The sequence below is a fragment of the Amycolatopsis thermalba genome, from assembly GCF_023376025.1.
Taxonomy (GTDB): domain Bacteria; phylum Actinomycetota; class Actinomycetes; order Mycobacteriales; family Pseudonocardiaceae; genus Amycolatopsis_E; species Amycolatopsis_E thermalba.
On record NZ_CP091196.1, the window covers coordinates 2,991,645 to 3,014,853 of the forward strand.

Annotated in this window: 23 protein-coding genes and 2 pseudogenes; 8 read left to right on the top strand and 17 right to left on the bottom strand. The window is 74.1% G+C overall.

Translation table 11 applies throughout. From position 1 onward, the window contains the following. Positions 1-70: 70 nt before the first annotated feature. The 4 genes and pseudogenes from L1857_RS14425 to L1857_RS14440 all read right to left on the bottom strand — a co-directional run bounded on the left by L1857_RS14425 (position 71) and on the right by L1857_RS14440 (position 4,320). Positions 71-931 (bottom strand): RNA polymerase sigma-70 factor, encoded by an 861-nt coding sequence (locus L1857_RS14425; protein WP_116109531.1) that lies wholly within the window; start codon positions 929-931, stop codon positions 71-73. Positions 932-1,011: 80 nt separating this feature from the next. Beyond that, a pseudogene (locus L1857_RS14430) lies at positions 1,012-1,404 on the bottom strand (response regulator); the annotation flags it as partial. Beyond that, entirely contained in the window at positions 1,389-2,600 is a 1,212-nt protein-coding gene (locus L1857_RS14435) for a sensor histidine kinase (RefSeq protein ID WP_249465316.1), read from the bottom strand. The pseudogene L1857_RS14430 and the gene L1857_RS14435, both read right to left, overlap by 16 nt. 112 nt (positions 2,601-2,712) lie before the next feature. Then, positions 2,713-4,320 (bottom strand): ABC-F family ATP-binding cassette domain-containing protein, encoded by a 1,608-nt coding sequence (locus L1857_RS14440; protein WP_249465319.1) that lies wholly within the window; start codon positions 4,318-4,320, stop codon positions 2,713-2,715. A gap of 221 nt (positions 4,321-4,541) precedes the next feature. Between L1857_RS14440 and L1857_RS14445 the strand changes: the two genes are divergently transcribed. Beyond that, positions 4,542-5,063 carry a maleylpyruvate isomerase family mycothiol-dependent enzyme gene (locus tag L1857_RS14445; protein WP_240323050.1) on the top strand — a complete coding sequence of 174 codons (522 nt, stop codon included), beginning with the start codon at positions 4,542-4,544 and terminating at the stop codon, positions 5,061-5,063. A 168-nt stretch (positions 5,064-5,231) separates the two neighbouring features. On the opposite strand, the gene L1857_RS14450 is transcribed toward L1857_RS14445, so the two are convergent. From L1857_RS14450 to L1857_RS14460, 3 genes are all read right to left on the bottom strand, one after another. Beyond that, a complete protein-coding gene (locus L1857_RS14450) occupies positions 5,232-5,510 on the bottom strand; it encodes a hypothetical protein (RefSeq protein WP_094005082.1) in 279 nt (92 codons plus the stop codon). Between the two features lie 230 nt (positions 5,511-5,740). Beyond that, on the bottom strand, positions 5,741-6,307 hold the full coding sequence (locus L1857_RS14455) for a dihydrofolate reductase family protein (protein ID WP_094005081.1): 567 nt from the start codon (positions 6,305-6,307) through the stop codon (positions 5,741-5,743). 67 nt (positions 6,308-6,374) lie between these two features. After that, positions 6,375-6,863, bottom strand: a complete 489-nt coding sequence (locus tag L1857_RS14460; protein ID WP_198958197.1) for a flavin reductase family protein — start codon at positions 6,861-6,863, stop codon at positions 6,375-6,377. A gap of 49 nt (positions 6,864-6,912) precedes the next feature. Between L1857_RS14460 and L1857_RS14465 the strand changes: the two genes are divergently transcribed. Next, positions 6,913-7,152, top strand: a complete 240-nt coding sequence (locus tag L1857_RS14465; RefSeq protein WP_249465321.1) for a DoxX family protein — start codon at positions 6,913-6,915, stop codon at positions 7,150-7,152. Here L1857_RS14465 and L1857_RS14470 read toward each other — a convergent pair whose 3' ends face one another. The 3 genes from L1857_RS14470 to L1857_RS14480 form a co-directional block, all read right to left on the bottom strand. After that, positions 7,153-7,578, bottom strand: a complete 426-nt coding sequence (locus L1857_RS14470) for a helix-turn-helix domain-containing protein (RefSeq protein WP_094005079.1) — start codon at positions 7,576-7,578, stop codon at positions 7,153-7,155. It abuts the gene before it with no gap. A gap of 44 nt (positions 7,579-7,622) precedes the next feature. Next, entirely contained in the window at positions 7,623-8,606 is a 984-nt protein-coding gene (locus L1857_RS14475) for a zinc-binding dehydrogenase (RefSeq protein WP_116109526.1), read from the bottom strand. A gap of 147 nt (positions 8,607-8,753) precedes the next feature. Then, entirely contained in the window at positions 8,754-10,136 is a 1,383-nt protein-coding gene (locus L1857_RS14480; RefSeq protein WP_233157215.1) for an MFS transporter, read from the bottom strand. An 88-nt stretch (positions 10,137-10,224) separates the two neighbouring features. On the opposite strand from L1857_RS14480, the gene L1857_RS14485 reads away from it, so the two are divergent. Together L1857_RS14485 and L1857_RS14490 are read left to right on the top strand one after the other, a co-directional pair. Beyond that, positions 10,225-10,740 (top strand): TetR/AcrR family transcriptional regulator, encoded by a 516-nt coding sequence (locus L1857_RS14485; protein WP_249465323.1) that lies wholly within the window; start codon positions 10,225-10,227, stop codon positions 10,738-10,740. A gap of 85 nt (positions 10,741-10,825) precedes the next feature. Next, entirely contained in the window at positions 10,826-11,215 is a 390-nt protein-coding gene (locus L1857_RS14490; protein ID WP_369806794.1) for a PPOX class F420-dependent oxidoreductase, read from the top strand. Between the two features lie 319 nt (positions 11,216-11,534). Here L1857_RS14490 and L1857_RS14495 read toward each other — a convergent pair whose 3' ends face one another. After that, positions 11,535-14,717: an AfsR/SARP family transcriptional regulator gene (locus L1857_RS14495; protein WP_249465326.1), complete on the bottom strand. Its 3,183-nt coding sequence runs from the start codon at positions 14,715-14,717 to the stop codon at positions 11,535-11,537. 74 nt (positions 14,718-14,791) lie between these two features. On the opposite strand from L1857_RS14495, the gene L1857_RS14500 reads away from it, so the two are divergent. The 3 genes and pseudogenes from L1857_RS14500 to L1857_RS14510 form a co-directional block, all read left to right on the top strand. Continuing rightward, positions 14,792-15,670 (top strand): NAD(P)-dependent oxidoreductase, encoded by an 879-nt coding sequence (locus tag L1857_RS14500; RefSeq protein WP_094005075.1) that lies wholly within the window; start codon positions 14,792-14,794, stop codon positions 15,668-15,670. Beyond that, the gene (locus tag L1857_RS14505) at positions 15,667-16,530 is read left to right on the top strand and encodes an NAD(P)-dependent oxidoreductase (protein ID WP_094005074.1); all 864 of its coding nucleotides are present in this window, start codon (positions 15,667-15,669) and stop codon (positions 16,528-16,530) included. The genes L1857_RS14500 and L1857_RS14505 overlap by 4 nt, the downstream gene beginning before the upstream one ends. Positions 16,531-16,615: 85 nt before the next feature. Next, positions 16,616-16,772: pseudogene (locus L1857_RS14510) on the top strand (dihydrofolate reductase family protein); the annotation flags it as partial. A 36-nt stretch (positions 16,773-16,808) separates the two neighbouring features. Here L1857_RS14510 and L1857_RS14515 read toward each other — a convergent pair. Continuing rightward, positions 16,809-17,447 (bottom strand): GreA/GreB family elongation factor, encoded by a 639-nt coding sequence (locus L1857_RS14515; RefSeq protein WP_116109613.1) that lies wholly within the window; start codon positions 17,445-17,447, stop codon positions 16,809-16,811. 8 nt (positions 17,448-17,455) lie between these two features. Then, positions 17,456-18,715: an NAD(P)/FAD-dependent oxidoreductase gene (locus L1857_RS14520; RefSeq protein ID WP_249465328.1), complete on the bottom strand. Its 1,260-nt coding sequence runs from the start codon at positions 18,713-18,715 to the stop codon at positions 17,456-17,458. Between the two features lie 107 nt (positions 18,716-18,822). Here L1857_RS14520 and L1857_RS14525 point away from each other — a divergent pair, with 107 nt between their 5' ends. Next, the gene (locus L1857_RS14525) at positions 18,823-20,331 is read left to right on the top strand and encodes a PucR family transcriptional regulator (RefSeq protein WP_094005072.1); all 1,509 of its coding nucleotides are present in this window, start codon (positions 18,823-18,825) and stop codon (positions 20,329-20,331) included. Between the two features lies 1 nt (position 20,332). Here the strand turns inward: L1857_RS14525 and L1857_RS14530 are convergent, their stop codons facing one another. The 4 genes from L1857_RS14530 to L1857_RS14545 all read right to left on the bottom strand — a co-directional run bounded on the left by L1857_RS14530 (position 20,333) and on the right by L1857_RS14545 (position 23,185). Beyond that, positions 20,333-20,992 carry a cation efflux transmembrane domain-containing protein gene (locus L1857_RS14530; protein ID WP_240323046.1) on the bottom strand — a complete coding sequence of 220 codons (660 nt, stop codon included), beginning with the start codon at positions 20,990-20,992 and terminating at the stop codon, positions 20,333-20,335. Beyond that, positions 20,989-21,327: a Cd(II)/Pb(II)-sensing metalloregulatory transcriptional regulator CmtR gene (gene cmtR / locus L1857_RS14535; protein ID WP_094005070.1), complete on the bottom strand. Its 339-nt coding sequence runs from the start codon at positions 21,325-21,327 to the stop codon at positions 20,989-20,991. The genes L1857_RS14530 and cmtR overlap by 4 nt, the downstream gene beginning before the upstream one ends. Before the next feature lie 128 nt (positions 21,328-21,455). Next, positions 21,456-22,535, bottom strand: a complete 1,080-nt coding sequence (locus L1857_RS14540) for an MBL fold metallo-hydrolase (RefSeq protein WP_094005069.1) — start codon at positions 22,533-22,535, stop codon at positions 21,456-21,458. A 47-nt stretch (positions 22,536-22,582) separates the two neighbouring features. Continuing rightward, complete coding sequence (locus tag L1857_RS14545; protein ID WP_094005193.1) at positions 22,583-23,185, bottom strand: TetR/AcrR family transcriptional regulator; 603 nt, start codon at positions 23,183-23,185, stop codon at positions 22,583-22,585. Positions 23,186-23,209 lie beyond the last annotated feature (24 nt).

The window sequence follows — 23,209 nt, forward strand, 5'->3', positions numbered from 1 at the left end:
CTGGAGGGGTGGCCGTGTCGTGACTCCTGGTCCGGCGCCGGACCAGGAATCACGAGTCCACATCGGACGATCACCGGCGCAGTTCGGCCACCTTGTCCAGCCAGCCCAGCTTGTGCGGGTTGTTGATCCCGTAGATGCGGGTGATCCGGCCGTTTTCGACCACCAGGCTCAGCGCGGCGGCCGAGCCCTCGACGTCGAGCCGGACGCCCGGCATCCCGTTGACCCAGGTGGCGCTCGCGGTGAACCCGGTGCGCTCGGCGGCGTGGGCGAGCAGCGTCGCGACCCGCTCGGCGCCGATGACCGGCTTGCGCGCCGCCGGCACCACGCCACCGCCGTCGGAGATCACCACCACGTCCGGGGCCAGCACGTCCACCAGAGCGCGCACGTCACCGTTGGACACGGCGGCCAGGAAGCGGTCCACGGCCGCCTGCTGCTGCGCCCGGTCCACCTGCATCCGCGGCCGCCGCGCGGCGACGTGCTCCCGGGCGCGGTGCGCGATCTGCCGCACCGCCGCGGTGCTCTTCCCGACCGCCTCGGCGACCTCCGCGTAGGACAGGTCGAACACGTCGTGCAGCACGAACGCCGCCCGCTCGGCCGGGCCGAGCGTCTCCAGCACGGTGAGCATCGCGATCGACACGTTCTCCGCCAGCTCCACGTCCTCGGCCACGTCCGGGGTGGTCAGCAGCGGTTCGGGCAGCCATTCGCCGATGTAGTCCTCGCGCCGCCGGGACACCGACCGCAGCCGGTTCAGCGCCTGCCGCGTCACCACCCGCACCAGGTACGCCCGCGGGTCCCGCACCTCCGCCTGGTCCACCTCGGCCCAGCGCAGCCAGGTCTCCTGCACCACGTCCTCGGCGTCGGCCGCGGAGCCGAGCATCTCGTAGGCCACGGTGAACAGCAGGCTGCGATGGGTGACGAACGGGTCGGTCACGGTTCCTCCTCGGGTCGCTCGGCATGCAGACACCGCCCGGCGCGCGGATGTGACACCCCGGTTCAGATCCGGTTCAGGTAAAGGAACAGCCGCCGCGCGATGGCCTGGTCGGACAGCCCCTCGGCCATCAGGGCGAGCACCGGGTGCTCGCGTTCGGTGAGCCGCTCCAGCCGCCGGTCCGGGCCGGCCAGCAGCTTGCGGGCGTAGAGCTGCTCGACGTGCTGGGAGAGCACCAGAACCGGCAGCCCGGGCACCTCCCGGCGCGCGGCGAGCGCGGCTTTGAGCCCCTCGTCGGACTGGGTGGGCGGCATGCGGACGTCCACGACGGCGGCGTCCGGCCGCCACTTCAGCAGCGCGTCGAGCGTCTCCGGTCCGGTGGCCGCCGTCGCCACCACCTCGTGCCCGTAGGCCTCGAGCAGGCGGACCAGCCCGTCCCGCAGCAGGTAGAGGTCCTCGGCTACCACGATTCGCACGGCACCATCATCCTCACCGTGGTCGGACCGCCCGCGGGGCTGGTGATCGCCAGCGCCCCGTCGAACACCGCGAGGCGGCGGCGCAGCCCGGCGAGACCGCCGCCGTCCGGCTCGCGCACGCCGCCCCGGCCGTCGTCGGAGACCTCGGCGACCAGCCCGGCCCCGTCGTGGGCGAGGCGGACGTGCGCGCCGGTCGCGTGGCCGTGCTTGACCGCGTTGGTCAGCAGCTCGGCGATGCCGAAGTACACCGCCGACTCGACCGGCGGGTCCAGACGCAGCTCGTCGGCCTCGACGGTCACGTCGAGCGGCGTGTCCAGCGTGAGCGCGCGCACCGCGTCGGCGAGGCCGCGCTCGGTCAGCACCGGCGGGCTGATGCCGCGGACCAGGTCGCGCAGTTCGGCCAGGGACGACACGGCCCCGGCGCGGGCTTCGCGCAGCAGCGCCCGAGCTCTGTCCGGATCGGACTCCATCAGTTTCTCCGCGGTGGCCAGCGAAAGCCCGAGCGCGACCAGCCGTGCCTGCGCGCCGTCGTGCAGGTCCCGTTCGATGCGGCGGATCTCCGCGGCCTGCGCGATCGTGGTGTCCGCGCGCTGGGCGGTCAGCTCGCCGACCCGGTCCGCGAGCGCCATCGCCGGGGTGGGGCGCAGGAAGCGGACGGCGACCGGTCCGGCGACGCGCCAGGCGAACGGTGCGGTGGCGAGGGCCACCGCCACCCCGAGAACCACCGCGGGCACCGAGAACCACCGGACCGCGGCGGCGATCCCGGCCGGCGGCACGGCCGCCGCCAGGCCCGCGGTCACCGGGGCGATCGCGGTGAAGCGCAGGTCGCGCCACCGCGCCGGATCCCGCCACCGGAGCCGCCACTGCTGGTCCAGGCGGGCGTCGCGCTCGGTGCGCTCGTAGGAGTGGCCGTTCCACCAGAAGCCGGTGGACAACCGCACCACCGGCGGCATCTCCCGGTAGCCGGCGGGGATGACGGTGCCCGTCCACTTCGCCACGAGCGACCGGAAGATCCGGCACACCGGCCGGGCGAGCAGCAGCGTCGCGACGGCCGCCCACAGCACCGGCGGTATCCACGTCCACGGACCGTCCCACCACAGGGCCAGCGCCACGGCGGCCGCCCACACGGCCGGGACCAGCATGCTGACGACCAGGACCACCACCGCTCGCCAGAATCCCACCACCACGTTTCGCACGGGTCCACTGTGCACCGCGGAACGCCGGGCCGGTACCGGATCGGCGCGGAAGTGGGGCTGGACCCACCCGGCTGGGCGCCCACCCGCACCCCCCGGGGGCGCGGTCACCGGCTCACGCGCCCTCCAGCAGCCGGCCCCCGTCCAGGTGCAGGCGGCGCTCGATGCCGATGCCGGCCAGGAAACGTTCGTCGTGGCTGACGACCACGAACGCGCCCCGGTAGGCGTTCAGCGCGGCCTCCAGCTGGCCGGTGCTCACCAGGTCCAGGTTGTTCGTCGGCTCGTCCAGCAGCAGCAGCTGCGGCGCGGGCTCGGCGAACAGGACGCACGCGAGCGTCGCGCGCAGGCGTTCGCCGCCGGAGAGGGCCCGCGCCGGCAGGTGCACCCGCGCGCCGCGGAACAGGAAGCGCGCCAGCAGGTTCATCCGATCGGCCGGGAGCATGCCGGGCGCGGCCGCGGCCAGGTTCTCCGCCACCGTGCGGTCGTCGTCGAGCAGGTCCAGCCGCTGCGACAGGTACGCGACCCGCCCACCGGCCCGCCGGATCGACCCGTGGTCGGGCTCCAGATCACCGCTGATCAGCCGCAGCAGCGTCGACTTGCCCGACCCGTTGGGCCCGGTCAGCGCGATGCGTTCCGGCCCGCGCACCGCCAGGTCCACGCCCGCGCCGAACAACTCCCGCTTGCGCAGGCCCTCACCGAGGAACAGCGTGCGCCCCGCGGGCACCGCGGTCCGGGGGAGTTCCAGGACGATCTTCTGGTCCTCCCGCAGCGACCGCTCCGCCTGGTCCAGCTTCGCCTTCGCCGCGTTGACCCGCGCGGCGTGCGTGCCGTCGGCCTTGCCCGCCGACTCCTGCGCGTTGCGCTTCAACGTCCCCGCGACGATCTTCGGCAACCCGGCGCTGGCGACGTTCCGCTGGGCGGTGCTCGCCCGCTTCGCGGCCCGCTCCCGGGCCTGCTGCATCTCGCGCTTCTCCCGCTTGACCTCCTGCTCGGCGTTGCGGATGTTCTTCTCGGCGACCTCGCGCGCGGCCTGGACGGCCTGCTCGTACTCGGTGAAGTTCCCGCCGTGGAAGGTGATCCCGCCGGCGTCCAGCTCCGCGATGCGGTCCATCCGGTCGAGCAGCGCCCGGTCGTGGCTCACCACGAGCAGGCAGCCGGGCCAGTCGTCGAGCACGGCGTGGAGGCGGCGGCGGGCGTCCAGGTCGAGGTTGTTGGTGGGCTCGTCGAGCAGCAGCAGGTCGGGCCGCTTGAGCAGCTGGGCGGCGAGCCCGAGCGACACGACCTGGCCGCCGGACAGGGTGTCCAGCCGCCGGTCGAGCGCGACGTGCCCGAGCCCGAGCCGGTCCAGTTGGACGCGCGTGCGTTCCTCGACGTCCCAGTCGGTGCCGATCGTGGTGAAGTGCTCCTCGGCGACGTCCCCGGCCTCGACCGCGGCGAGCGCCCGCAGCACCGGCGCGATGCCGAGCACCTCGGCGACGGTGAGGTCACCGGTCAGCGGCAGGTCCTGGGGCAGGTAGCCGAGCAGCCCGTCCACGGACACGCTGCCCGCCGACGGCCGCAGCTCACCGGCGACGAGCCGGAGCAGGGTGGACTTCCCGGCGCCGTTGGGCGCGACCAGACCGGTGCGCCCGTCCGGGAAGGTGACGGACAACCGGTCGAACACGGGGGTGTCGTCCGGCCAGGAGAAGGACAGGCCGGACACGACGATACGAGCATCGGACATGACGGAGAAACCTCGGAATGCGTGGCGGAACGGGTGGACGACGAGACGGCCACGACGGCAATATCCGCCGGTGGCCAGCTAGCTCCGGGGCTCACCCGGAGATGTCGTCTTCACCTGCCACGACGGGTCTCCTTCGCACGAGTCACTCCACCTTGATCGTAGCAGCTCCGGCGATCACCGCACGGCGTTAACGCGCGGCCCGGACCGCGCGACTCAGTGACATGGACGACGCCGACCTGTGGCGGGCCGTCGACACCCAGCGCGTGGCGATCGCGGACCTGCTGGACGGGCTGACCGGCGACGAATGGGCCCGCCCGTCGCTGTGCGAGGGGTGGACGGTGCGCGACGTCGCGGCCCACCTGGCCACCCAGTACCGGACCAGCCTCCGGGACGCGCTGGCCGCCGCGGTCCGGGCGCGCGGCGACATGAACCGGGCGATCCGCGACTCCGCGTGCACCTACCCCGGCACGGACGGGCTCGCCACGGAGATCCGCGCCCTCGCCGGGTACCGGCGGACCCCGCCGAGCATCGGCGTGCACGAGGTGCTGCTCGACATCCTCGTGCACGGCCTGGACATCGCGCTGCCGTTGGGCAAGCACCTCACCGTGCCGCCGGAAGCCGCCGCGCACGCCGCGCAGCGGCTGTGGGACAAGCCGCGGATGTTCCACGCCGCCGCCGTTTCGGCGGGCACCGCTACCGCACGACCGACAGCGGCTGGGCGGTGGGCGAGGGCCCCGAGGTGAGCGGCCCGGCGTGGGCGATCATGCTGCTGTTCGCGGGCCGCCCCGCCGCGCGGGCGCACCTCACCGGCTTGCGTTAGGCGGCGACGTCGAGCGCGGCGCGAGTTCGAGGGGACGTTCGTAGCTCGGCGAGAAGCGTTGCCCTGGCGGGGAGCCGGACGCGGGGCCGGCTCAGGCGAGTTCGGCCGAAACCACCGCGGGCAGCTCCCGCAGGCGGGCCAGCAGGTGGTCGATCTCCTCGCCCGGCAGCAGGACCGCGCAGACCATGCTGCTCTCCCGGACGCCCTCGCGGATGTCGACCGACAGTTCATGCACCGGGCGGCCCTGCTGCGACAGCGCGCCGATCAGGGCGGGGACCTGCGGGGCCCCGCCGGTGAAGTACGTGGCGATCCGGCGCCGGACGAGCAGAGCCGAACGCGGGGCCGGGGTGTCGAACGTGCTGACGGACATGGCGGATCTCCAGGAAGATCGAAAAGACCGGATGGATCCGGGCCAGGTCCCGAAGAAGAAGAGCGATCGCCGAACTGCGCGCCGGCGACCTGGGTTCAGCCGGCGCGCCGGGTTACGAGTCGCTGGGACGTCAGGCGCTGCACGGCGCAAGATTAACACGACCCCGCACCGATCGCCGAGACCCGTGATCGGGACGGGCCCGAGACCGGCCGGTTCCCGCTGGCCGTGCGCTATCCGGCCACCCGGTACCGCAGGTGTGTCACGCCGTGGCCGTCCAGCCGCCGGATCGGTTCGAGCTCGACCGGGGCGTCCTCGCGCGTGCCGAACAGCCGGCGGCCCGCGCCGAGCAGGACCGGGACGAGGTGGATCTCCATCTCGTCCAGCTCCCCGGCGGCGAGCAGCGCCTGCGCCGCGCCCGCGCCGTGCACCAGGATCGCGCCGTCGCCCGCCGCGGCCCGGGCGTCGGCGGCGCACGCGGCCACGTCGGTGTAGAACCGGGCGCTGCCGGGCGGCTCGTCGCCGGGGTCGACGTGGTGGGTGAGGACGTGGATCGGCACGCCGTCGTGGTGGTCGCCCTGCCACCGCCCGGCGAGCTCGAACGTGCGCCGCCCGGCGATCACGGCCCCGGTGGCCAGGGCCTCGCCGAACACCTGGCCGTCGGGCCCGGGGGAGTCGCGGTGGTCCAGCCAGTCGAACAACCGCCCGCCGCCGCGCCCCAGCTCCTGGCCGGGCCGGTCGTCGGGGCCGGCGATGTAGCCGTCGAGCGACATGGACATGTAGAGCCGGGTGGTCGCCATGGGACCGTCCTTCCGTTCGGGTGTCTCACCACCACGTCGGACGGCGGCGCCGCGGTTCGACAGGTTCCTAGGCCTCGTTTCCGGGGGAGAGGCCGCGCACCGCCTGGAACCCGAGCTGCGGGCCGAGACCGGTGGCGGTGGTGGCGGCGACCGGGCGCAGCAGCAGGCCGACGTGGTCGCCGGTGTCGTGCCGGGACAGGATGTCGCCCGCGAACCAGCCGGCGCAGTCGTCGAGCACCGGGGCGCCGCCCGGGCCGGGATGCCAGGCGCAGCGCGCGAACTTGTCGGTGTCGAACCCGGTGTGGCTGCCGAACAGCTCGGCCAGTTCGTGGGCCGAAGCGTCGAGCCGGTGCACGACGAGCGTGGCGGCGCGGGCGGCGACTTCGAAGGTGTGGTTGTTCTTCGACAGCCACACCATGAACCGCGGCGGGTCGATGCTGCACTGCGCGGCGAACCCGACGAGGCACCCGGCGTGCCGCCGCCCGTCGGTCGTCGTCACGACGAACATCGGGTAGTCCAGCGCGCCGACCACCGTCTCGAATCCGTCACCTGCCACCGCTCAGTTCTACCCCGTCGTGTCACACGGGGAGCGGTCGCGGTGTCTGGTGCGGACGCTCGGCGTGCTGGAGATCCTCGCCGCGATCGGGCTGATCCTGCCCGCGCTGACCGGGATCGCGCCGGTGCTGGTGCCGGTGACCGCGGTGTGCTGGATCGCGCTGATGATCGGCGCGATGGTCACGCACCTCCGCTACGCGGGCGGCGCCAGGTTCGCCCTGCTGAACCTGACCTACCTGGCGATCGCGGCGTTCCTCGCGCTCGGCCGCTTCGGGTTCGAGCCGTTCTGATCAGCGTCCCAGGATCATCTCGATGTTCTCCATGATCCCGGCCGTGTCGCCCAGCCCGCCCAGCACGATGACCTTCATCCGCGCCCGCTCCTCGTCGTAGGCGGTTTCCAGGCGCAGCGGCTGGTCCTCCGAGCTGCGGTTGGCCGTGGCGGCCATCAGCAGCGTCGCCAGGCGGCTCGCCGTCTCGGGGCTGATCGCGTCGATCTCCACGATGCTCGACACGTCCACGTGCCGCGCGCCCGGTTCGCGCGGCGCGGCGGTCGCGGTGCGGCCGGTGAAGGCATCCAGGTCCTTCTGCGCGATGCGGTACTGCTTGCCGATCCGGACCGCGTGCAGGCGCCCGTCGCGGACGTACCCGCGCACGGTCCGGACGTGCAGGCCGAGCATCGAGGCGACCTGGTCCACCGAGTACAGCTTTTCTTCCACAACCGGACCCTACACAGGAGGATGGGGAATGTTAGGGAGCGTCCTCACGGGTCCACGGTCAGCACGAGCTTGCCGAACTGGTCACCCGCCGCCAGTCCGGCCAGTGCGCGTGGGCCGTCGTCCAGGGGGAAGGTGCCGTGGACCACCGGCCGGATCCGGTGTTCGGTCACCAGGGCGAGCATCCGGTCGAACTCCCGCGCGCTGCCCATCGACGTGCCCAGCACGCTGATCTGGCGGAAGAACATCTCGCGCAGCGACAGACCGACCTCCGCGCCCGTCGTCGCCCCGAGCGACACCAGCCGCCCGCCCGGGCGCAGCACCGACAGGCACTTGCCGAACGTGGCCGAGCCGACGCTGTCCACGACGAGATCCACCGGCCCCAGCGCGGCACGCCAGTCCTCGGCGCTGCCGATCGCGTGATCGGCTCCCAGTTCCCGTGCCCGGCGGCACTTCCCCGGACTGCGCGAGGTCACGCTGACCGTCGCGCCGGCGGCCTTGGCCATCGCCAGCGCGAAGGTGGCCACCCCGCTGCCGATGCCGGGCAGCAGCACGTGCTCGCCCGCGCGGAGACCGCCGCGGGTGAAGAGCGCGCGGTAGGCCGTCAGCGCCGCCAGCGGCAGGGTGGCCGCCTCGGCCCAGCCGAGGTGCGCCGGCTTGGGCGCCACGTTCTTCGCCGGCACCACGACCTGCTCGGCGAACGTGCCGTCGGTGGGGACCCCGAGGATGGCGGGGACCTCCGGCACGTCACCGGGCTCGTCCCAGCCCAGCGACGGGTTGACGACGACCTCGGTGCCGGGAGCCACCGCGGCCCCGGGCCCCGCCGCGACGACCACGCCCGCGCCGTCGGAACCCAGCACGACCGGCGCGTCACCCGGACCACGGGCGTCGACGAGGAACAGGTCGCGGTGGTTGAGACCAGCCGCGCGGAGAGCGACCACGACCTCACCCGGCCCCGGCCGCGGCGCGGGCACCTCCGCCACCCGCACACCTTCCAGTCCCGCCGCGTTCCCGTGCACCACCGCCGTCATCGTTGTCACGCCGGCGAAACTAGCAGCGGCCCGGCGCCCGCCTCGACGCATCGCGAAGTGGGTCACAGCAGGGAATTTCCAGATGGTGAAGCGTGCGCGCGATGCCCGCACGGCGGTTCGGACAGTCGCATGCGGACGGTGGCGCCGTCAGACCGGCACGGCCGCCCGGCCCGGGGACAGCACCCCGGCGGCGATCGCGGCCACCGCGGCGGTCACGGCGAACACGACGAACCCGCCGCGGAACCCGGTCAACGTTTCCCCGACCAGGCTCGCCGCCGCGACGCTCGACACCACCGCCGCCCCCAGTGACGCGCCGAACTCGTGGAACGTGCTCACGATGCCCGACGCGATCCCGGCCTCGTGCGGCGCGACCTGTCCCAGCGCCGTCGCCGACGCCACCACGAACAGCACCCCGGTGCCGGCGCCCGCGACCGCGATGCCGATCGCCACGACCGCGGCGTTCATCACCAGCGCCGGGATCGCCAGGCCGATCGCGGCGACCAGCAACCCGGCCACGGCCAGCGGGCGCGCGCCGAAGCGGCCGATGACCCGCCCGGTGAGGTTGGCCGCGGCCATCGTCAGCAGCGCGACCGGCAGGAACAGCAACCCGGTCACCAGCGCGCCGAACCCGCGCTCCTGCTGGAAGTAGAAGGTGCCGAGGAAGAACACCGCGACCGTCAGCGCCGTCGCCATGAGGATGAGGAACGTGCCGGTCGCCACCGGACGACGGGCCAGCAGCCGCACGTCCATCAGCGGCGCCCGCGTCCGCCGCTGCCACGCCGCGAACACCACGTAGCCGACGGCGGCCGCCGGCACCAGCCAGCCCGTCGTCGCCGTCAGCCAGCCCTGGTCACCGGCGTTGATCAAGGCGTACACCAGCGCCCCGGACGAGGCGGTGACGAGCAGCGCGCCCAGCACGTCCAGCCGCCCGCCCGGGGCCGCGGCCGCGCCACGCGGCAGCATCCGCGCCAGGGCGGCGACGATGACGAGCCCGATCGGCACGTTGATCCAGAACACCCACGGCCAGCCCGGCCCGGCGGTGAGCAGCCCGCCCAGCAGCACGCCGAGGGCCGCGCCCCCGCCGCCCAGCGCCGACCACACACCGAGCGCCTTGTTCCGCTCGTCACCGTCGAACAACGTCACGACCAGCGACAACGCCGACGGCGACAACAACGCGGCGCCGACACCCTGCGCGACCCGCCCGCCCAGCAGCACGCCGGAGCTTTCGGCGAGCCCGGTCGTGAGCGAGGCCAGGGTGAAGATCAGCAGGCCGGCGAGCGCGATCCGCTTGGCGCCGGCGAGGTCGGCGAGGCGGCCGCCGAGCAGCATCAGGCCGCCGAAGGTCAGCGTGTACGCGCTGACCACCCAGGTCATCGCCGCGCGGCTCATGCCCAGGTCGGTCTCGATGTGCGGCAGCGCGATCGCCACCACGGTGACGTCGAGGATCAGCATCAGCTGGGCGACGCCGAGGAAGCCGAGGATGCGCCACCGCAACGGGTGCCCGCCAGGTGCCGCGAAGGAATCCGACATGATCAACTCCGAGTTAACTCGTACGACTCAGTACGACTTGCAACCGGAATGCTAACTCGTACATTCCAGTACGAGCTAGACTGTGGTGGTGAGCACTTCCGCACGACCGCGGCGGCGCGCCGACGCCGAACGCAGCATCGCCCGCATCGTCACCGCCGCCCGGGAGGTCCTCGGCCGGGATCCGGACGCGAGCATCGACGACATCGTGAAGGCCGCCGGGGTCGGCCGGATGACGCTGTACGGGCACTTCCCGAACCGGGCGGCGCTGGTCGAAGCCGCCCTCGCCGACGCGCTGCGGGCCGGGGAGGAGGTCCTGTCCACGGTTGACCTCGACGGCGACGCGCGTGACGCGCTGGCCCGGCTGATCGCCCCCAGCTGGGCGCTGGTGGCCGAGTCGACGAAGCTGCTGCAGGCCGCCGAGGGGCTCCTGCCGGCGGCCCGGATCCGCGAGCTGCACGGGGAAGCCGCCGACCGGGTCGAGGACCTGATCCGAAGGGGCAGCGGCAGGGCGTGTTCCGGACCGACCTGCCGATCACGTGGCTGGTCAACGTCGTGCACTACGTCCTCAACGGAGCGGCGGAGGAGACCCGCGCCGGGCGGCTGAGCGCCGACGACGCGCCGGGCGTCGTGGCCGCGACGGTCCGGTCGTTGCTGTCGGACTTGCCTTGACGTGCGCGTCAACCCGCAGAATGGCGCCGGTGTTCACACGAGCAGAACTGGATTACCTCGCCACGCAGCGCATCGGACGGCTCGCCACGGTGTCGCCCGGCGGGCAGGTGCAGAACAACCCGGTGAACTTCTTCGTCGACGACGGCACGATCGTCATCGGCGGGCACGCGCTGGGGGCGTCGAAGAAGTTCCGCAACATCCAGCGGGGCAGCACGGTCGCGTTCGTGGTGGACGACCTGGCGAGCGTGGACCCGTGGGTGCCGCGGGGCATCGAGGTGCGCGGCACGGCGGCGGCGCTGACCGGCCAGGAGCCGCCGGTGCCGTACTTCTCGCGGGAGACCATCCGGATCACCCCGGAGCGGATCATCGCCTGGGGACTGGACGGCCCCAGGGTGAGCCGCAGAGCGTGACCCGGCGCGGCACCTGCTGAGGAACCGAGGGCGATGGAGGGCCGCAACGGGCGCGTGCGCGCGCCGCATGGGGCTTTGTGGCGCTGCTGGGCGAGTGCACGCCGCGCGTGGGCTTTGTGGCGTGGCGCGGATGCGCGCCGCGCGACGCGGCACGGTGCGCGTGCCCGCGGGACCTTGTGGCGCTGCGGCGGCGTGCACATCCGGTGGGTTGCCGCGCGCGTGCGCATCCGGCGGGGCCTGGTGGCCCTGCCGCGCCGCAAGGCCCCGCGCCTTGACGGGCCCCTCGGTGTTCGGCTTCCGCGCCGTCGCGGTGCGTTCCTTACGCGGGTTGGGTTTCCGTGATCAGCTCCTCCAGTTCCAGCCGGGCGCCGGTCTCGTGTTCGGTGGTGTAGGTCTTCTCGCCGAGGGCTGTGCGGGCCGCGTGTTCGATGCGGTCCACGTCGCCGCGTTCGGCGGGGGGCAGGGGGGCTCCGACGGAGCGGCGGGCGGCGTCGGCGGCGCCCAGCAGCCGTGCGGCCAGTGCGTGATCCCCGGCCAGGGCGTGCGCGCCGGCCAGGCCCTCCAGCGCCAGCGCGACCGCCCGCGGGTCCGTGCCGCGCCGGGCGATCTCCAGCGCCCGCCGGTGCCAGGTGAACGCGCCGTCGGCGTCGCCGCGCAGCTCGGCCACGAAACCGAGCTCGTCGCACACCAGCGTGTTGCCCGGCTCGTGTTCGACGAGCCCGTGCCACTCCAGCAGCACCCGCAACTGCCGCTCCGCCTCGTCGAGCGCGCCCTCCCGGCGGGCCCCCAGCGCGAGACCCGTGCGCGCGTACATCTCGCCCGGCGTGAACCCGCTCTCCACCGCCACCCGCCGCGCCCGCTCGTGCAGGCGCCGCGCCTCCGCGAAATCCCCGGCGAGCAGCGCGGTGCGGCCCAGCCACGACAACTGGTAGGACACCTCCGGCCACAGCCCCAGCTGTTCGGCCCGCTCCAGGCTCTCGGTGTGCAACCGCTCCGCGTCGGCGTAACGGCCCTCGAACGACGCCAGCGTGCCCAGCACGAACGACGCCTGCACCTGCCCCCACCGGTCACCGACCTCGGCGAAGATCGCGGCGCTCTCCGCCGCGGCCGCGGACGCCCGGCCCAGCTCGCCGCGCGCGATCAGCTGGCTGGCCGACTCGGCGAGCCCGGCCGCCGTGCCCCAGCGGTCACCCAGCGCGGCGAACCCGTCGAGAGCCGCTCCGGTCAGCTTCGACGCCCCCGCCAGATCCGCGACCGTGCCCAGCACGTACCCGAGGAACCACAGCGCCCGCGACCGCACCGCCACGTCGGGAATCCCCGCGGCCTCCTCGGCCACCGCCGGGTAGACACGCCCGCCGGCCAGCACCTCGAGCCCCGCCAGCCACGCCCGCGCGGCGGCCCGCCGGCCGGGCGCCACCTCACCCGGCACCGCGAGCGCCGCCCGCAACGACCGCAGCGCCTCGCCCAGCCGCCCGCGCAGGAACCAGTACCACGCCAGGCTCGTCACCAGCCGCAACGCCTCGTCCGCAGCGCCCTGCCGGACGAGCGTGTCGAGCGCCGCGCGCAGGTTCGCGGCCTCCGCGTCCAGCCTCTCCAGCCAGTGGCACTGACCGCTGCCGCGCAGCAACGGATCGGCCCGTTCCGCGAGCGCCGCGTAGTACCGCGCGTGCCGCGACCGGACCGGCTCGGCCTCGTCCGCCTCGATCAGCCGCTCCAGGCTGTACGCGCGCACCGACTCCAGCAGCCGGTACCGCGGGCCCAGCTCCCCGTGCTCGGACACCACCAGCGACCGGTCGACCAGCCGCCCCAGCACGTCGACCACCGTGCCCGGCTCGTCCCCGCACACCTCCTCGGCGGCCTCCAGCCCGCACCCCTCGGCGTGCACCGCGAGCCGCCGCAGCACCCCGCGCTCCGAAGTGGACAGCAGCTCCCAGCTCCAGTCGATCATCGCGCGCAGCGTGCGCTGCCGGGCCGGCGCGCCCCGCGCCCCGGTGGCGAGCAACCGGAACCGATCACCCAGGCGCGCGAGCAGCTCGTGCACCCCCAGCGCCCGCACGCGCGTGGCCGCGAGCTCCAGTGCCAGTGGCAGCCCGTCCAGGGTGCGGCAGATCGCGGCGACCGCGTGCACATTGCCTTCGGTGAGCGCGAACCCGGGCGCCGTGGCCGCCGCCCGCGCGACGAACAGCCGCACCGCGCTGAACTCGCGCACCGACGGCAGCACCTCCGCGGCCGGCCGCTCCGGATCGGCGTGGCCCGCGGCGGGAATGCCCAGCGGCGGCACCGTCCACAGTGTCTCGCCGGTGAGGCCGAGCGGTTCCCGGCTGGTGGCGAGGATCCGCAGGTCCGGCGCCGCGGCGAGCAGCCGGGCCGCCAGCGCGGCGACGGGCTCGACGAGGTGCTCACAGTTGTCCAGCACCAGCAGCAGCCGCCGGCCCCGCACCGCGTCCGCCAGCCGCGCCGTCAGATCACCGGCGTCGTCCCGCACCCCGAGCACCGCGGCGACGGCTTCGGCGGGCCGCGCCGGACCGTGCTCGTCGAGCCCCGCGAGCTCCACCAGCCACACCCCGTCGGGCGCGGTCAGCCCCGCCGCGATCTCCAGCGCCAGCCGGGTCTTCCCGACCCCGCCCGGACCGGTCAGCGTCACCAGCCGCGACCGCTCCAGAACCTGCCGGACCTCCCGCACCGCCGTCTCCCGGCCGATCAGATCCGTCAGCGGCACCGGCAGGTTCGACCGCGCGGCCGCGGGCGGCGGGTCCAGGGCCGGGTCCTGCCGCAGGATCGCCTGCTGCAGCTCGCCCAGCTCCGGCCCCGGCTCCAGGCCCAGCTCGTCGGCCAGCCGCTCGCGCAGATCCGTGTAGGACGCGAGCGCCTCACTCTGCCGCCCCGACCGGTACAACGCCCGCATTTGCAGCGCCCGCAACCGCTCGCGCAGCGGGTGCTCCGCCACGAGATCACCCAGCTCGCCCGCCAGCTCCGCGTGCTCGCCGAGCGCCAGCCGCGCTTCGGCCAGCTCCTCGACCGCCGCCAGCCGCTCCTCCTCCAGCCGCTGCGCGTACCCGGCCGCGAACGGTTCCTCCGCGAAATCCGCCAGCGCCGGCCCCCGCCACAGCGCCAGCGCCTCCCGCAGCAACGCGGCCGTGCTCGCCGGATCCCGGCTCGCCTTGGCCCGCCCCACCAGCGCCCGGAACCGGCGGGCGTCCACGGCGTCCTCCGGCACCCGCAACGCGTAGCCCGGCGGCTGCCGCACCACCAGCTCGCGGGCGCCCGGCTCGGCCCGCTCCAGCGTGCGGCGCAGCTGCGAGATCTTCGTCTGCAACGTGTTGGCCGGGTTGCCCGGCAGCCGCTCGCCCCACAGGTCGTCGGCCAGGCGCGCCACCGAGACCGGCCTGCCCTCGTGCACGAGCAGGTCGGCCAGCAGCGCGCGCACCTTGGCCTCCGGCACCGCCACCGCGGCGCCGGAGGCCGCCTGCACGGCGAGCGGACCCAGCACTGAAAACCTCACGGAAGCGACAGTAGCGGGCACCACCGACAGAAAACCGTGCGTGAACCGTGCGAGGCCACCGGCACGGTGATCACATGACCACAGACAAGCCATCCGTCACGGTGCTCGGCCTCGGCGCCATGGGCACCGCACTCGCCGGAGCGCTGCTGTCCGCGGGCCACCCGGTGACCGTGTGGAACCGGACCGCGGCCAAGGCCGACGCCCTCGTCGAACGGGGCGCCGCGCGGGCCGCCAGCCCCGCGGAGGCCGTCGCCGCGAGCCAGATCGTCGTCGCGTGCCTGCTCGACTACGACTCCGTCCGCGAGGTGCTCGGCACCGAGTCCCTGCGCGGCCGCACCCTCGTCAACCTCACCAACGGCACGCCCGGCCAGGCGCGCCGGTTCGCCGAGTGGGCCGCCTGCCAGGGCGCCGACTACCTCGACGGCGGCATCATGGCCGTGCCGCCGATGATCGGCACCCCGGCCGCGTTCGTGCTCTACAGCGGATCGGCCGGCGCGTTCGACCGCGCCCGCCCCGCGCTGGACACCTTCGGCGAAAGCATCTTCCTCGGCGAGGCCGTCGGCCGCGCCGCGCTGACCGACATCGCGCTGCTCACCGGCATGTACGGGATGATCGCCGGCTCCCTGCAGGCCTTCGCGCTCGTCACCGCCGACGGGGTGCCCGCCACCGACTTCGCGCCACTGCTGACCCGCTGGCTGCAGGCCATGAGCGGCTGGGCCGACGGCGCCGCGAAGCAGCTCGACAGCGGCGACTACGCCACCGGCGTCGTCTCCAACCTCGGCATGCAGGCGGCCAGCTTCGACAACCTCCACCGCACCGCCGACGAGCAGGGCGTCCACTCCGGACTGTTCGCGCCGCTCGGCCGGCTCATGCAGCAGCGGGCCGCCGACGGCCACGGCCACGAGGACCTCACCGGAATCATCGAACTCCTCAGGAAGGACGACAACGCATGACCAGCACGACCCTGATCGGCCTGGGCCCGATGGGACAGGCCATGGTGCGGGTGCTGCTCGACCACGGCACCGAAGTCACCGTGTGGAACCGCACGAAGAGCCGCGCCGACGACGTCGTCGCCCGCGGCGCCGTGCTCGCCGCCACCCCCGCCGAGGCGGTGAAGGCGGCCGAGCTGGTGATCCTCAGCCTCACCGACTACCAGGCGATGTACGACGTGCTCGCCGACGCCGGCGAGGCACTGGCCGGACGCGTCGTGGTGAACCTCAGCTCGGACACCCCGCAGCGCACCCGGGAAGCGGCGGCGTGGCTCGCCGAACGCGGTGCGACCCTGGTGGCCGGCGGGATCATGGTCCCGGCGCCGCTCGTCGGAGCGGAGGCCTCCTACGTCTTCTACAGCGGGCCCCGCGACGTTTTCGAGGCGCACGAGCCGGTGCTGCGGCACATCGGCCGGCCGGAGTACCTGGGGGAGGACCACGGCCTGGCGCAGCTGTTCTACCAGGCCGCGCTCACGATCTTCCTCACCTCGCTGTCGTCCTACCTGCAGGCGTTCGCGCTGCTGGAGGCCGAGGGCGCCGAGCCGGAGCGGCTGGTGCCGTTCGCGAAGGAGGCCGCGGGGCTGGGGGCGACGTACCTGGACGAGACCGTGGCGCACCTCCGCGCGCGTACCTACCCCGGCGACCTGAGCACGGCCACCATGATGGGCGCGACCGCGGACCACATCGTGCAGGCCAGCCGGGACGCGGGCGTGGACCTCGCCCTGCCCGAGGCCGTCAAGTCCCACTACGACCGCGCGATCGCGGCGGGCCACGGCCGGGACAACTGGACCAGCCTGTGGGAGGTCGTCGCCAAGCGCCGGTGATCGGTGACGGATTTTTTCCGGCGGGCTGTCGAATCCGGTGGTGCTCGATCGATGCAGTGGTGACAGCACCGCCGGATCCACCGCGGCCGCCTACGAGATCAAGGGCCGCGAGCAGGGCGAGGCCACCGCGATGCTGCTGGGGCGGGTCAGCTACCAGGCGTTCTCCCCGGTCTGGCCGGGCATGACCGAGGAGTTCGCCGGCTACCACGCGATGCCGAAGTACGTCGTGTCGGCGACGCTGCCCGCCAGTCCTGCTCGAACGGGATCCAGAAGCTGGTCTACGACGTGGTCCGGTGATCCCGCCGGGGTTCTCCGGCGGACCGCTGGTGGGCGTGGCGCCCGTAGGGCACGGCGCTCACCAGCGTCACCCGCACCGTCGCGCCGCTGGGGACCGGGTACGTCCGGGACTCGCCCTGGCGGGCGCCGGTCAGGGCGCGGCCCAGCGGGGAGTCGGGGGAGTAGACCTCCAGGTCGTCGCCCGCCCCCTCGCGCACCCCGAGGAGGAAGGTTTCCGTCTCGGGGTCGTCGTCGAACCGGACGGTGAGCACCATGCCGGGTCCGGCGATGCCGTCGTCGGGCGGGGCCTGCCCGACGACGGCGCGGCGCAGCAGGTCCTCCAGCTCGCGGGTGCGCGCTTTCCGCCGCCGCAGCCCGGTTTCCCGGTCCTCCGGGTCGTGGTCGTGTGCGGCGCGCAGCGCGGTCAGCTCGGCACGCAGGCGCGCGTATGCTTCCTCGGTCAGCCACACGGTGTCCATCGGGTTTCCTCGTTCGTTCGGCCGGGCGGCGGTGCGCCGCCGGAGCAGGGTGGCGTTCGCGTCGCCGGCGAAACCGGCCGCGACGCGCAGCAGGATGTCTCGTTCCACGCGCAGCAACGCGTTCTCCGCGCGGAGGAACTCCAGGTCCTCTGTGGATCCCATCGGCCGGCTCACCGCAGCGGGTCGAACGGCCGCAGTGCTTCCGGCTGTTTGCCGGTGACGATGCGCTCGGCGAGCAGCTTCCCGGTGACCGGCCCCTGGGTGAAGCCCCACATGCCGTGCCCGCCCGCGACGAACACGCCCGGCTCGGCGGTGGCGCCGATGACCGGGAGCCCGTCGCTGGTGACCGGTCGCGGGCCCACCCAGGTGTCGCTGCGCTCGTCCCAGCGCACGCCCGCGAAGAACGGGGCCGCCGACCGGACGATCGCCTGCACGCGCCGCTCGTCGGGTGGATCGTCGGGACCGCGGAACTCCATCGTCCCGGCCACCCGCATCGCGTCCCGGTAGGGCGTGCACGCGACGCGGACGGTGGGCAGGTACACCGGCTGCCGCAGCGGTGTCTCCGTCGGGACCGTGAAGGAGTAGCCGCGCCCGGCCCGCACCGGTACGCGGACGCCGAGTTTCCCGGCCAGGCGGCTGATCCAGGCTCCCGTCGCGAGGACGGCGACGTTGGCCGAGAAGCTCACGTTGTCGCGGGAGACGACCGTGACCGCGTGCCGGTGGTGGCGGATCGACCGCACGTCGAACCCGGCGCGGATCGTGCCGCCGCGGTGGCGCACCGAGTCGGCCAGCGCCCGCACGAACCGCGCGGGGTCGACGTGACGCTGGCCGGACAGCTGGATTCCGGCTCCGGCGCGTTCGGACAGCTGCGGCAGGCGCGCGCGGACCTCGCTCGCGGTCAGGCTGGTGTGATCGGCCCGCGCTCCGGCCGCGGTGAAGCGCCGCAGCTCGGCGAGCAGTGTCGCGGCCTCGCCTGCCGAGCCGAACACCGCGGTGACCGGGGCCTCGACGGTCTCGGCCACCACGCCGCCGCGGGTGAGGGTGTCGAAGGCGTCGAGGCAGTCGTCGTTCAGCGCCACGCCGGCGGAGACCACCCGGCGCCACGCGGGCCAGGTGCAGTGGGCGGCGAAGCGCAGCAGGAACGACCACAGCGCCGGGTCGGCGGTCCGCGGCACGTGCAGCGGCGCGTCGCGCTGCAGGAGCGAGGCGAGCCCGGCCCGCCGCACGCCGGGTTCGTTGAGCGGGATCGCGAGCCCCGGCGAGAGCCAGCCGGCGTTGCCACACGACGCGCCCGCGGCGACGCCCTTGCGGTCCAGCACGGTCACCCGCACCCCGTGTTCCTGCAGGAACCAGGCCGTCGACAGCCCGACGATCCCGGCGCCGACCACGACGGCGGAGCGTGGTCCCGCACCTCGAGCGGCCTCGTTCACCGGCAACCTCCCTGACTCGGCGTTCCGACCCGAGCATCGCGCCGCCGAGCCGGGCACAGGGTGTCCCGAACGCACAATTTGCCGGATTCGGTTTGTAGGATCCGCACATGGTCAAGCTCGACCGTCTGATCACGATCCTCGGCACCTACGGCGCCCGCCTGCTCGGGACCGCCGACCGCGAGGTCGAGCTGCGCAGCGTCGCCCTGCACGACCCGGTGCGGCAGGAGTCCGGGGTGGGCGACATCTTCCTCGCCGTCGGCGTGCCCACGGTGTCCGAGGCGATCCGGCTCGCCCGGCAGGCCCGGGCGGTGGTGCTGGTCGTGCGCACCACCGAGGAGCCCGCGCCGGACCCGGACGGGATGGCCGTGCTGGTGGCCGACCCGAGCGTGTCCTGGAGCCAGGTCGCCGGCGTGGTGTACGGGCTGGTGCTGGAGGGGCGCGAGACCGAGTCCGGCCGCGGCCCGGCCGACCTGTCCGCCCTGGCCGACACCATCGCCGCGGCGGTCGGCGGACCGGTCACCATCGAGGACCAGCTGTCCCGCGTGATGGCCTACTCCAGCGAGCAGCGCGAAGCCGATCCGGCGCGGCACGACACCATCCTGGGCCGCCGCGTGCCGGACCGGGTGCGGGCCCTGTTCGAGCGGCAGGGCGTGTTCACGCACCTCGCCCGCTCCGACGAGCCGCTGTTCGTGCCGGCCTCACCCGAGCACGGGCTGCACGGCCGCTCGGTCGTCGCGGTCCGGGCGGGCCGGGAGCTGCTGGGATCGGTGTGGGTGTCGTGCACCGCGCCGCTGGACGCCGCGCGGGCGCGCATCCTCACCGACGGGGCGCGCACGGTGGCGCTGCACCTGCTGCGCTGGCGGGTCAGCGCGGACCTGGAGCGGCAGGTCGAGTCGGAGCTGGTCATCCAGCTCCTCGAAGGCGATCCGGACGCGGACGCGGTGATCCGGAAGCTGGGCCTGCCCGCGTCCGGGCTGCGGGTCGTCGCGGTGCAGGCGCACACCGAGGCCGAGCGCAACGCCGGTCTGCTGCTCGCGTTCGAGCGCGCCACGACCGGCTTCGGGTGGTCGCGCGTCGGGCGCAGCACCCTGTTCGGCAACACCGTCTACACCGTGCTGCCCGCCGCCGATCCCGCCCCGGCGTTCCACTGGGTGCGGCAACTCGTCACCGGCCTGCCCGCGCACCTGCGCGTCACGGCCGGGGTGTCCGGGGAGTGCGAGGTCGCGGAGCTGCCGGCCGGCCGCCGGGAGTCCGACGAGTGCCTGACGTTGCACGACCGCCTCGGCCACACCGAAGCCGTGTGCTACGACGATTCCTGGCACCAGGTGCTCCTGCAGCGCCTGCGTTCCGCCGCGGCGACCGGCCGGATCCCCGCCCGCGGCCCGGTGGCGCGGCTGGCCGGACACGACGCCGCGCACGGCACCGAGCTGCTCCCGACGCTGCGGGCCTGGCTGGAGGCCCAGGGCGACCTGGCCCGCGCCGCCGCCGCGCTGGACGTCCACCAGAACACGGTCCGCAACCGTTTGCGCCGCGTCACGGCGGCGGTCCCCGGCCTGGACCTCACCGACCCCGCCCGGCGGCTGGCGATGCTGATCGCGCTGGCCGTGCACGAGTAGGTCAGCAGCAGTGCTCGCCGCGCCAGGCTTCGCGGCCTTCCTTCACCGCCACCGCGGCGATGACCAGCGCGACGACCGGATCGGCCCAGGACCAGCCGAACAGCGAGTTGAGCAGCAGCCCGATCAGCAGCACGCCGGACAGGTAGGTGCAGAGCAGGGTCTGCTTGGAGTCGGCGACCGCGCTGGCCGAGCCGAGTTCCCGGCCGGCGCGCCGCTGGGCGTTGGACAGGAACGGCATGACCAGCAGCGACACCGCGGCCAGCGCGATCCCCACCGTGGAGTGCTCGGCCGCCTCGGCGCCGAGCAGGCCGCGCACGGACTCGACGGTGACGTAGGCGGCCAGCGCGAAGAACGACACCGCGATCACCTTCAGCGCCACCCGCTCGCGGGCCTCCGGATCGGCGCCGGAGAACTGCCAGGCGACCGCGGCGGCCGAGGCGACCTCGATCACCGAGTCCAGCCCGAACCCGATCAACGCCGTCGACGAGGCGACCGTGCCGGCCGAGATGGCGACCACGGCTTCGATGACGTTGTAGGTGATGGTGGCGGCGACCAGCAACCGGACGCGGCGCTCGAGGGTGGCTCGCCGCCCGGTGGGGGCGGCGGCAGGGGCGCAGCAGTCGTCTTGCGTGGTCGCGGGCGGGTTGCGTGGCTCGGTCATGCGGTCACGCTCGGGGCCGGCTCGTCCAGGCAGGGCTCGCCGGTGTCCACCGCCAGCACGACGTGCACCAGCTCGCTCAGCGCCTTCTCCAGGTGCGGGTCCGCCAGCTCGTACCGCACCTGCCGCCCCTCGTAGGAGGCCACCACCAGGCCGCACCCACGCAGGCAGGCCAGGTGGTTGGACACGTTCGAGCGGGACAGTCCCAGCTCCGCGGCCAGCCGTCCCGGGTAGCGCACGCCGTCCAGCAGCGCGACCAGGATCCGGCATCGCGTCGGGTCGGCGAGCGCGCGGCCCAGCCGGGCCAGCGCGGCGCCCCGCGTCTCACAGGTCAGCACACGGCGAACAGTACAGCGGACGCTGACATGACGGCAAGGGGCACGGGGCCGGCGGTGATCGGCGCGGGCGCGCTACCCGGGCCGCACCCCGGCGTGGGAACGTCACTCTCGTCCGGAAGTGCCGGGGGTCAGCGGCTGAGCGGGATGCGCATGAGGTCGTTGCCGACGATCACCTCGCCGTCGAAGCCCCGGCTCGCCTGAGCGTGCCAGGACGCGTCGGGGATCGCCTTGAGGCCGGGCGCCAGGTGAGACAGAACGAGGGTGCGGACGCCGGCCGGCTGGGCGATCTCGCCGCCGAGGCGGGTGACGTCGGAGTGGCTCTCCCGGTGGTGGCGCAGCTGTTCGGGGGTGAGGCCGCCGAACTGTTCGACGATCCGCAGGTCGATCGCCTCGTGCACGAGGATGTCGGCGCCCCGGGCGAGGGTGACCATGTTCGGGGTGATGGTGGTGTCGCCGCTGATCACGACCGAGCCGTAGGCGGTGTCGAAGCGGAAGGCGAACGACGGGAACACCGGCGGGTGCCGCACGAGGATCGCGCTGACCGACACGTGATCGTCGGCCACGACCGGGAACGGCCGCATCGGCGGGGCCATCTCGCCGAGCGGGCTCGCACCGACGTCGGGCACCGCGATCTCGTGCACCCGGTACAGATCGCGGATGTCGGGCCAGGCCTCGTCGCGCATGCGGAGGTTGACGTCGTAGGCGGTGGCGGCGAGCGAGTTCGCGAAGAAGCCCGCCAGCCCGGGCGTCGGGTTGCCCGGCTCGACGGTGCCGGCCGGCTTGCCGGACGAGGGCTCGGGCAGCGCGCCGGCCGGGCCGGGGCCGTAGAAGTCGATCGGGTGGGTCAGCCCGTTGACACCACCGAACCGCAGCCACAGCAGCGTGTACAGGTCCGCCAGGTGGTCGGAGTGCAGGTGGGTGACGAAGACCTTGCCGAGCGTGCCGATGTCCACACCGGACTGCTGGAGCCGGCCGAACGCGCCGTGCCCGAAGTCGACGAGGTAGGTGCGCCCGTCGACGACGAGCGCGGTGGCGATGCCGGAGCGGCCCGCCATCGGGACCGGGCCGGCGGCGGTGCCGAGCAGTACGAGATGGGCGCCGGTGCGGGGGACCGCGGTCTCGGCGGCGGCCTGCCCGGCGCCCAGGAAGGGGAGGGCGCCGGAGACCGCGGCGGCGGATTTGAGGACGCGGCGGCGGGAGATGATCACGAAGCCGACGATACCCGTGGGTATTGAATACCGGCAAGTATCGAAACTCAGCGGATCAGGCCGCGCAGCGTGGTCGTGAAGACGGCGGCCACGGCGGCCCGGTCGACCTGCTCCGGATCGGTGCCGTGCTCCAGCGCGAGCCCGAGCCGCAGCGACTGCAGCGTCAGCGCGATCTGCTCCGGGGGCACGGCGAGTTCGATGCCGTACTCCTCGCAGGTCCGGGCGACCTGGGCGGCCAGCTCGTCGCGCAGCGCCCGGCGCACCTCCACGTAAACCGCACGCACGGCGGGATCGTGACCGGCCTGCTGGCCGATCTCGACCAGCAGCCGCCCCCAGGTGTCCTGCTCGACGATCCCGCGGGCGACGACCTCCGCGATGTCCTCCACGGCCCGCTCCGGCGCCTTCCCGGCGCGCAGTTCGAGCGCGCTCGCCGCGAACCGGGTGCGCACGTGCTGGTCGATCAGCTCCGCGAGCAGAGCCTGCTTGCTGGCGAAGTTGGAGTACACCGCACCCTTGGTGAACCCGGCGGCGTGCGCGATCTCGTCCAGCCTCGCCGCCTGGTACCCCCGCTCGGCGAACACCTTCGCGGCGGCCTCGAGCAGGCGCCGCCGCACCTCCTCGCGCGGGACGCGGGGAACCGGGCCGCTCATGTCGTCCTCGTCCGGGGCGCTGTG

Bases quoted from the DNA above. Each gene is read 5' to 3' on its own strand.
- L1857_RS14440 (WP_249465319.1), bottom strand. From the start codon at position 4,320: ATGTCCGATGCTCGTATCGTCGTGTCCGGCCTGTCCTTCTCCTGGCCG.
- L1857_RS14445 (WP_240323050.1), top strand. From the start codon at position 4,542: ATGGACGACGCCGACCTGTGGCGGGCCGTCGACACCCAGCGCGTGGCG.
- L1857_RS14450 (WP_094005082.1), bottom strand. From the start codon at position 5,510: ATGTCCGTCAGCACGTTCGACACCCCGGCCCCGCGTTCGGCTCTGCTC.
- L1857_RS14455 (WP_094005081.1), bottom strand. From the start codon at position 6,307: ATGGCGACCACCCGGCTCTACATGTCCATGTCGCTCGACGGCTACATC.
- L1857_RS14475 (WP_116109526.1), bottom strand. From the start codon at position 8,606: ATGACGGCGGTGGTGCACGGGAACGCGGCGGGACTGGAAGGTGTGCGG.
- L1857_RS14480 (WP_233157215.1), bottom strand. From the start codon at position 10,136: ATGTCGGATTCCTTCGCGGCACCTGGCGGGCACCCGTTGCGGTGGCGC.
- L1857_RS14490 (WP_369806794.1), top strand. From the start codon at position 10,826: ATGGCGCCGGTGTTCACACGAGCAGAACTGGATTACCTCGCCACGCAG.
- L1857_RS14500 (WP_094005075.1), top strand. From the start codon at position 14,792: ATGACCACAGACAAGCCATCCGTCACGGTGCTCGGCCTCGGCGCCATG.
- L1857_RS14505 (WP_094005074.1), top strand. From the start codon at position 15,667: ATGACCAGCACGACCCTGATCGGCCTGGGCCCGATGGGACAGGCCATG.
- L1857_RS14515 (WP_116109613.1), bottom strand. From the start codon at position 17,447: ATGGGATCCACAGAGGACCTGGAGTTCCTCCGCGCGGAGAACGCGTTG.
- L1857_RS14525 (WP_094005072.1), top strand. From the start codon at position 18,823: ATGGTCAAGCTCGACCGTCTGATCACGATCCTCGGCACCTACGGCGCC.
- L1857_RS14530 (WP_240323046.1), bottom strand. From the start codon at position 20,992: ATGACCGAGCCACGCAACCCGCCCGCGACCACGCAAGACGACTGCTGC.
- L1857_RS14545 (WP_094005193.1), bottom strand. From the start codon at position 23,185: ATGAGCGGCCCGGTTCCCCGCGTCCCGCGCGAGGAGGTGCGGCGGCGC.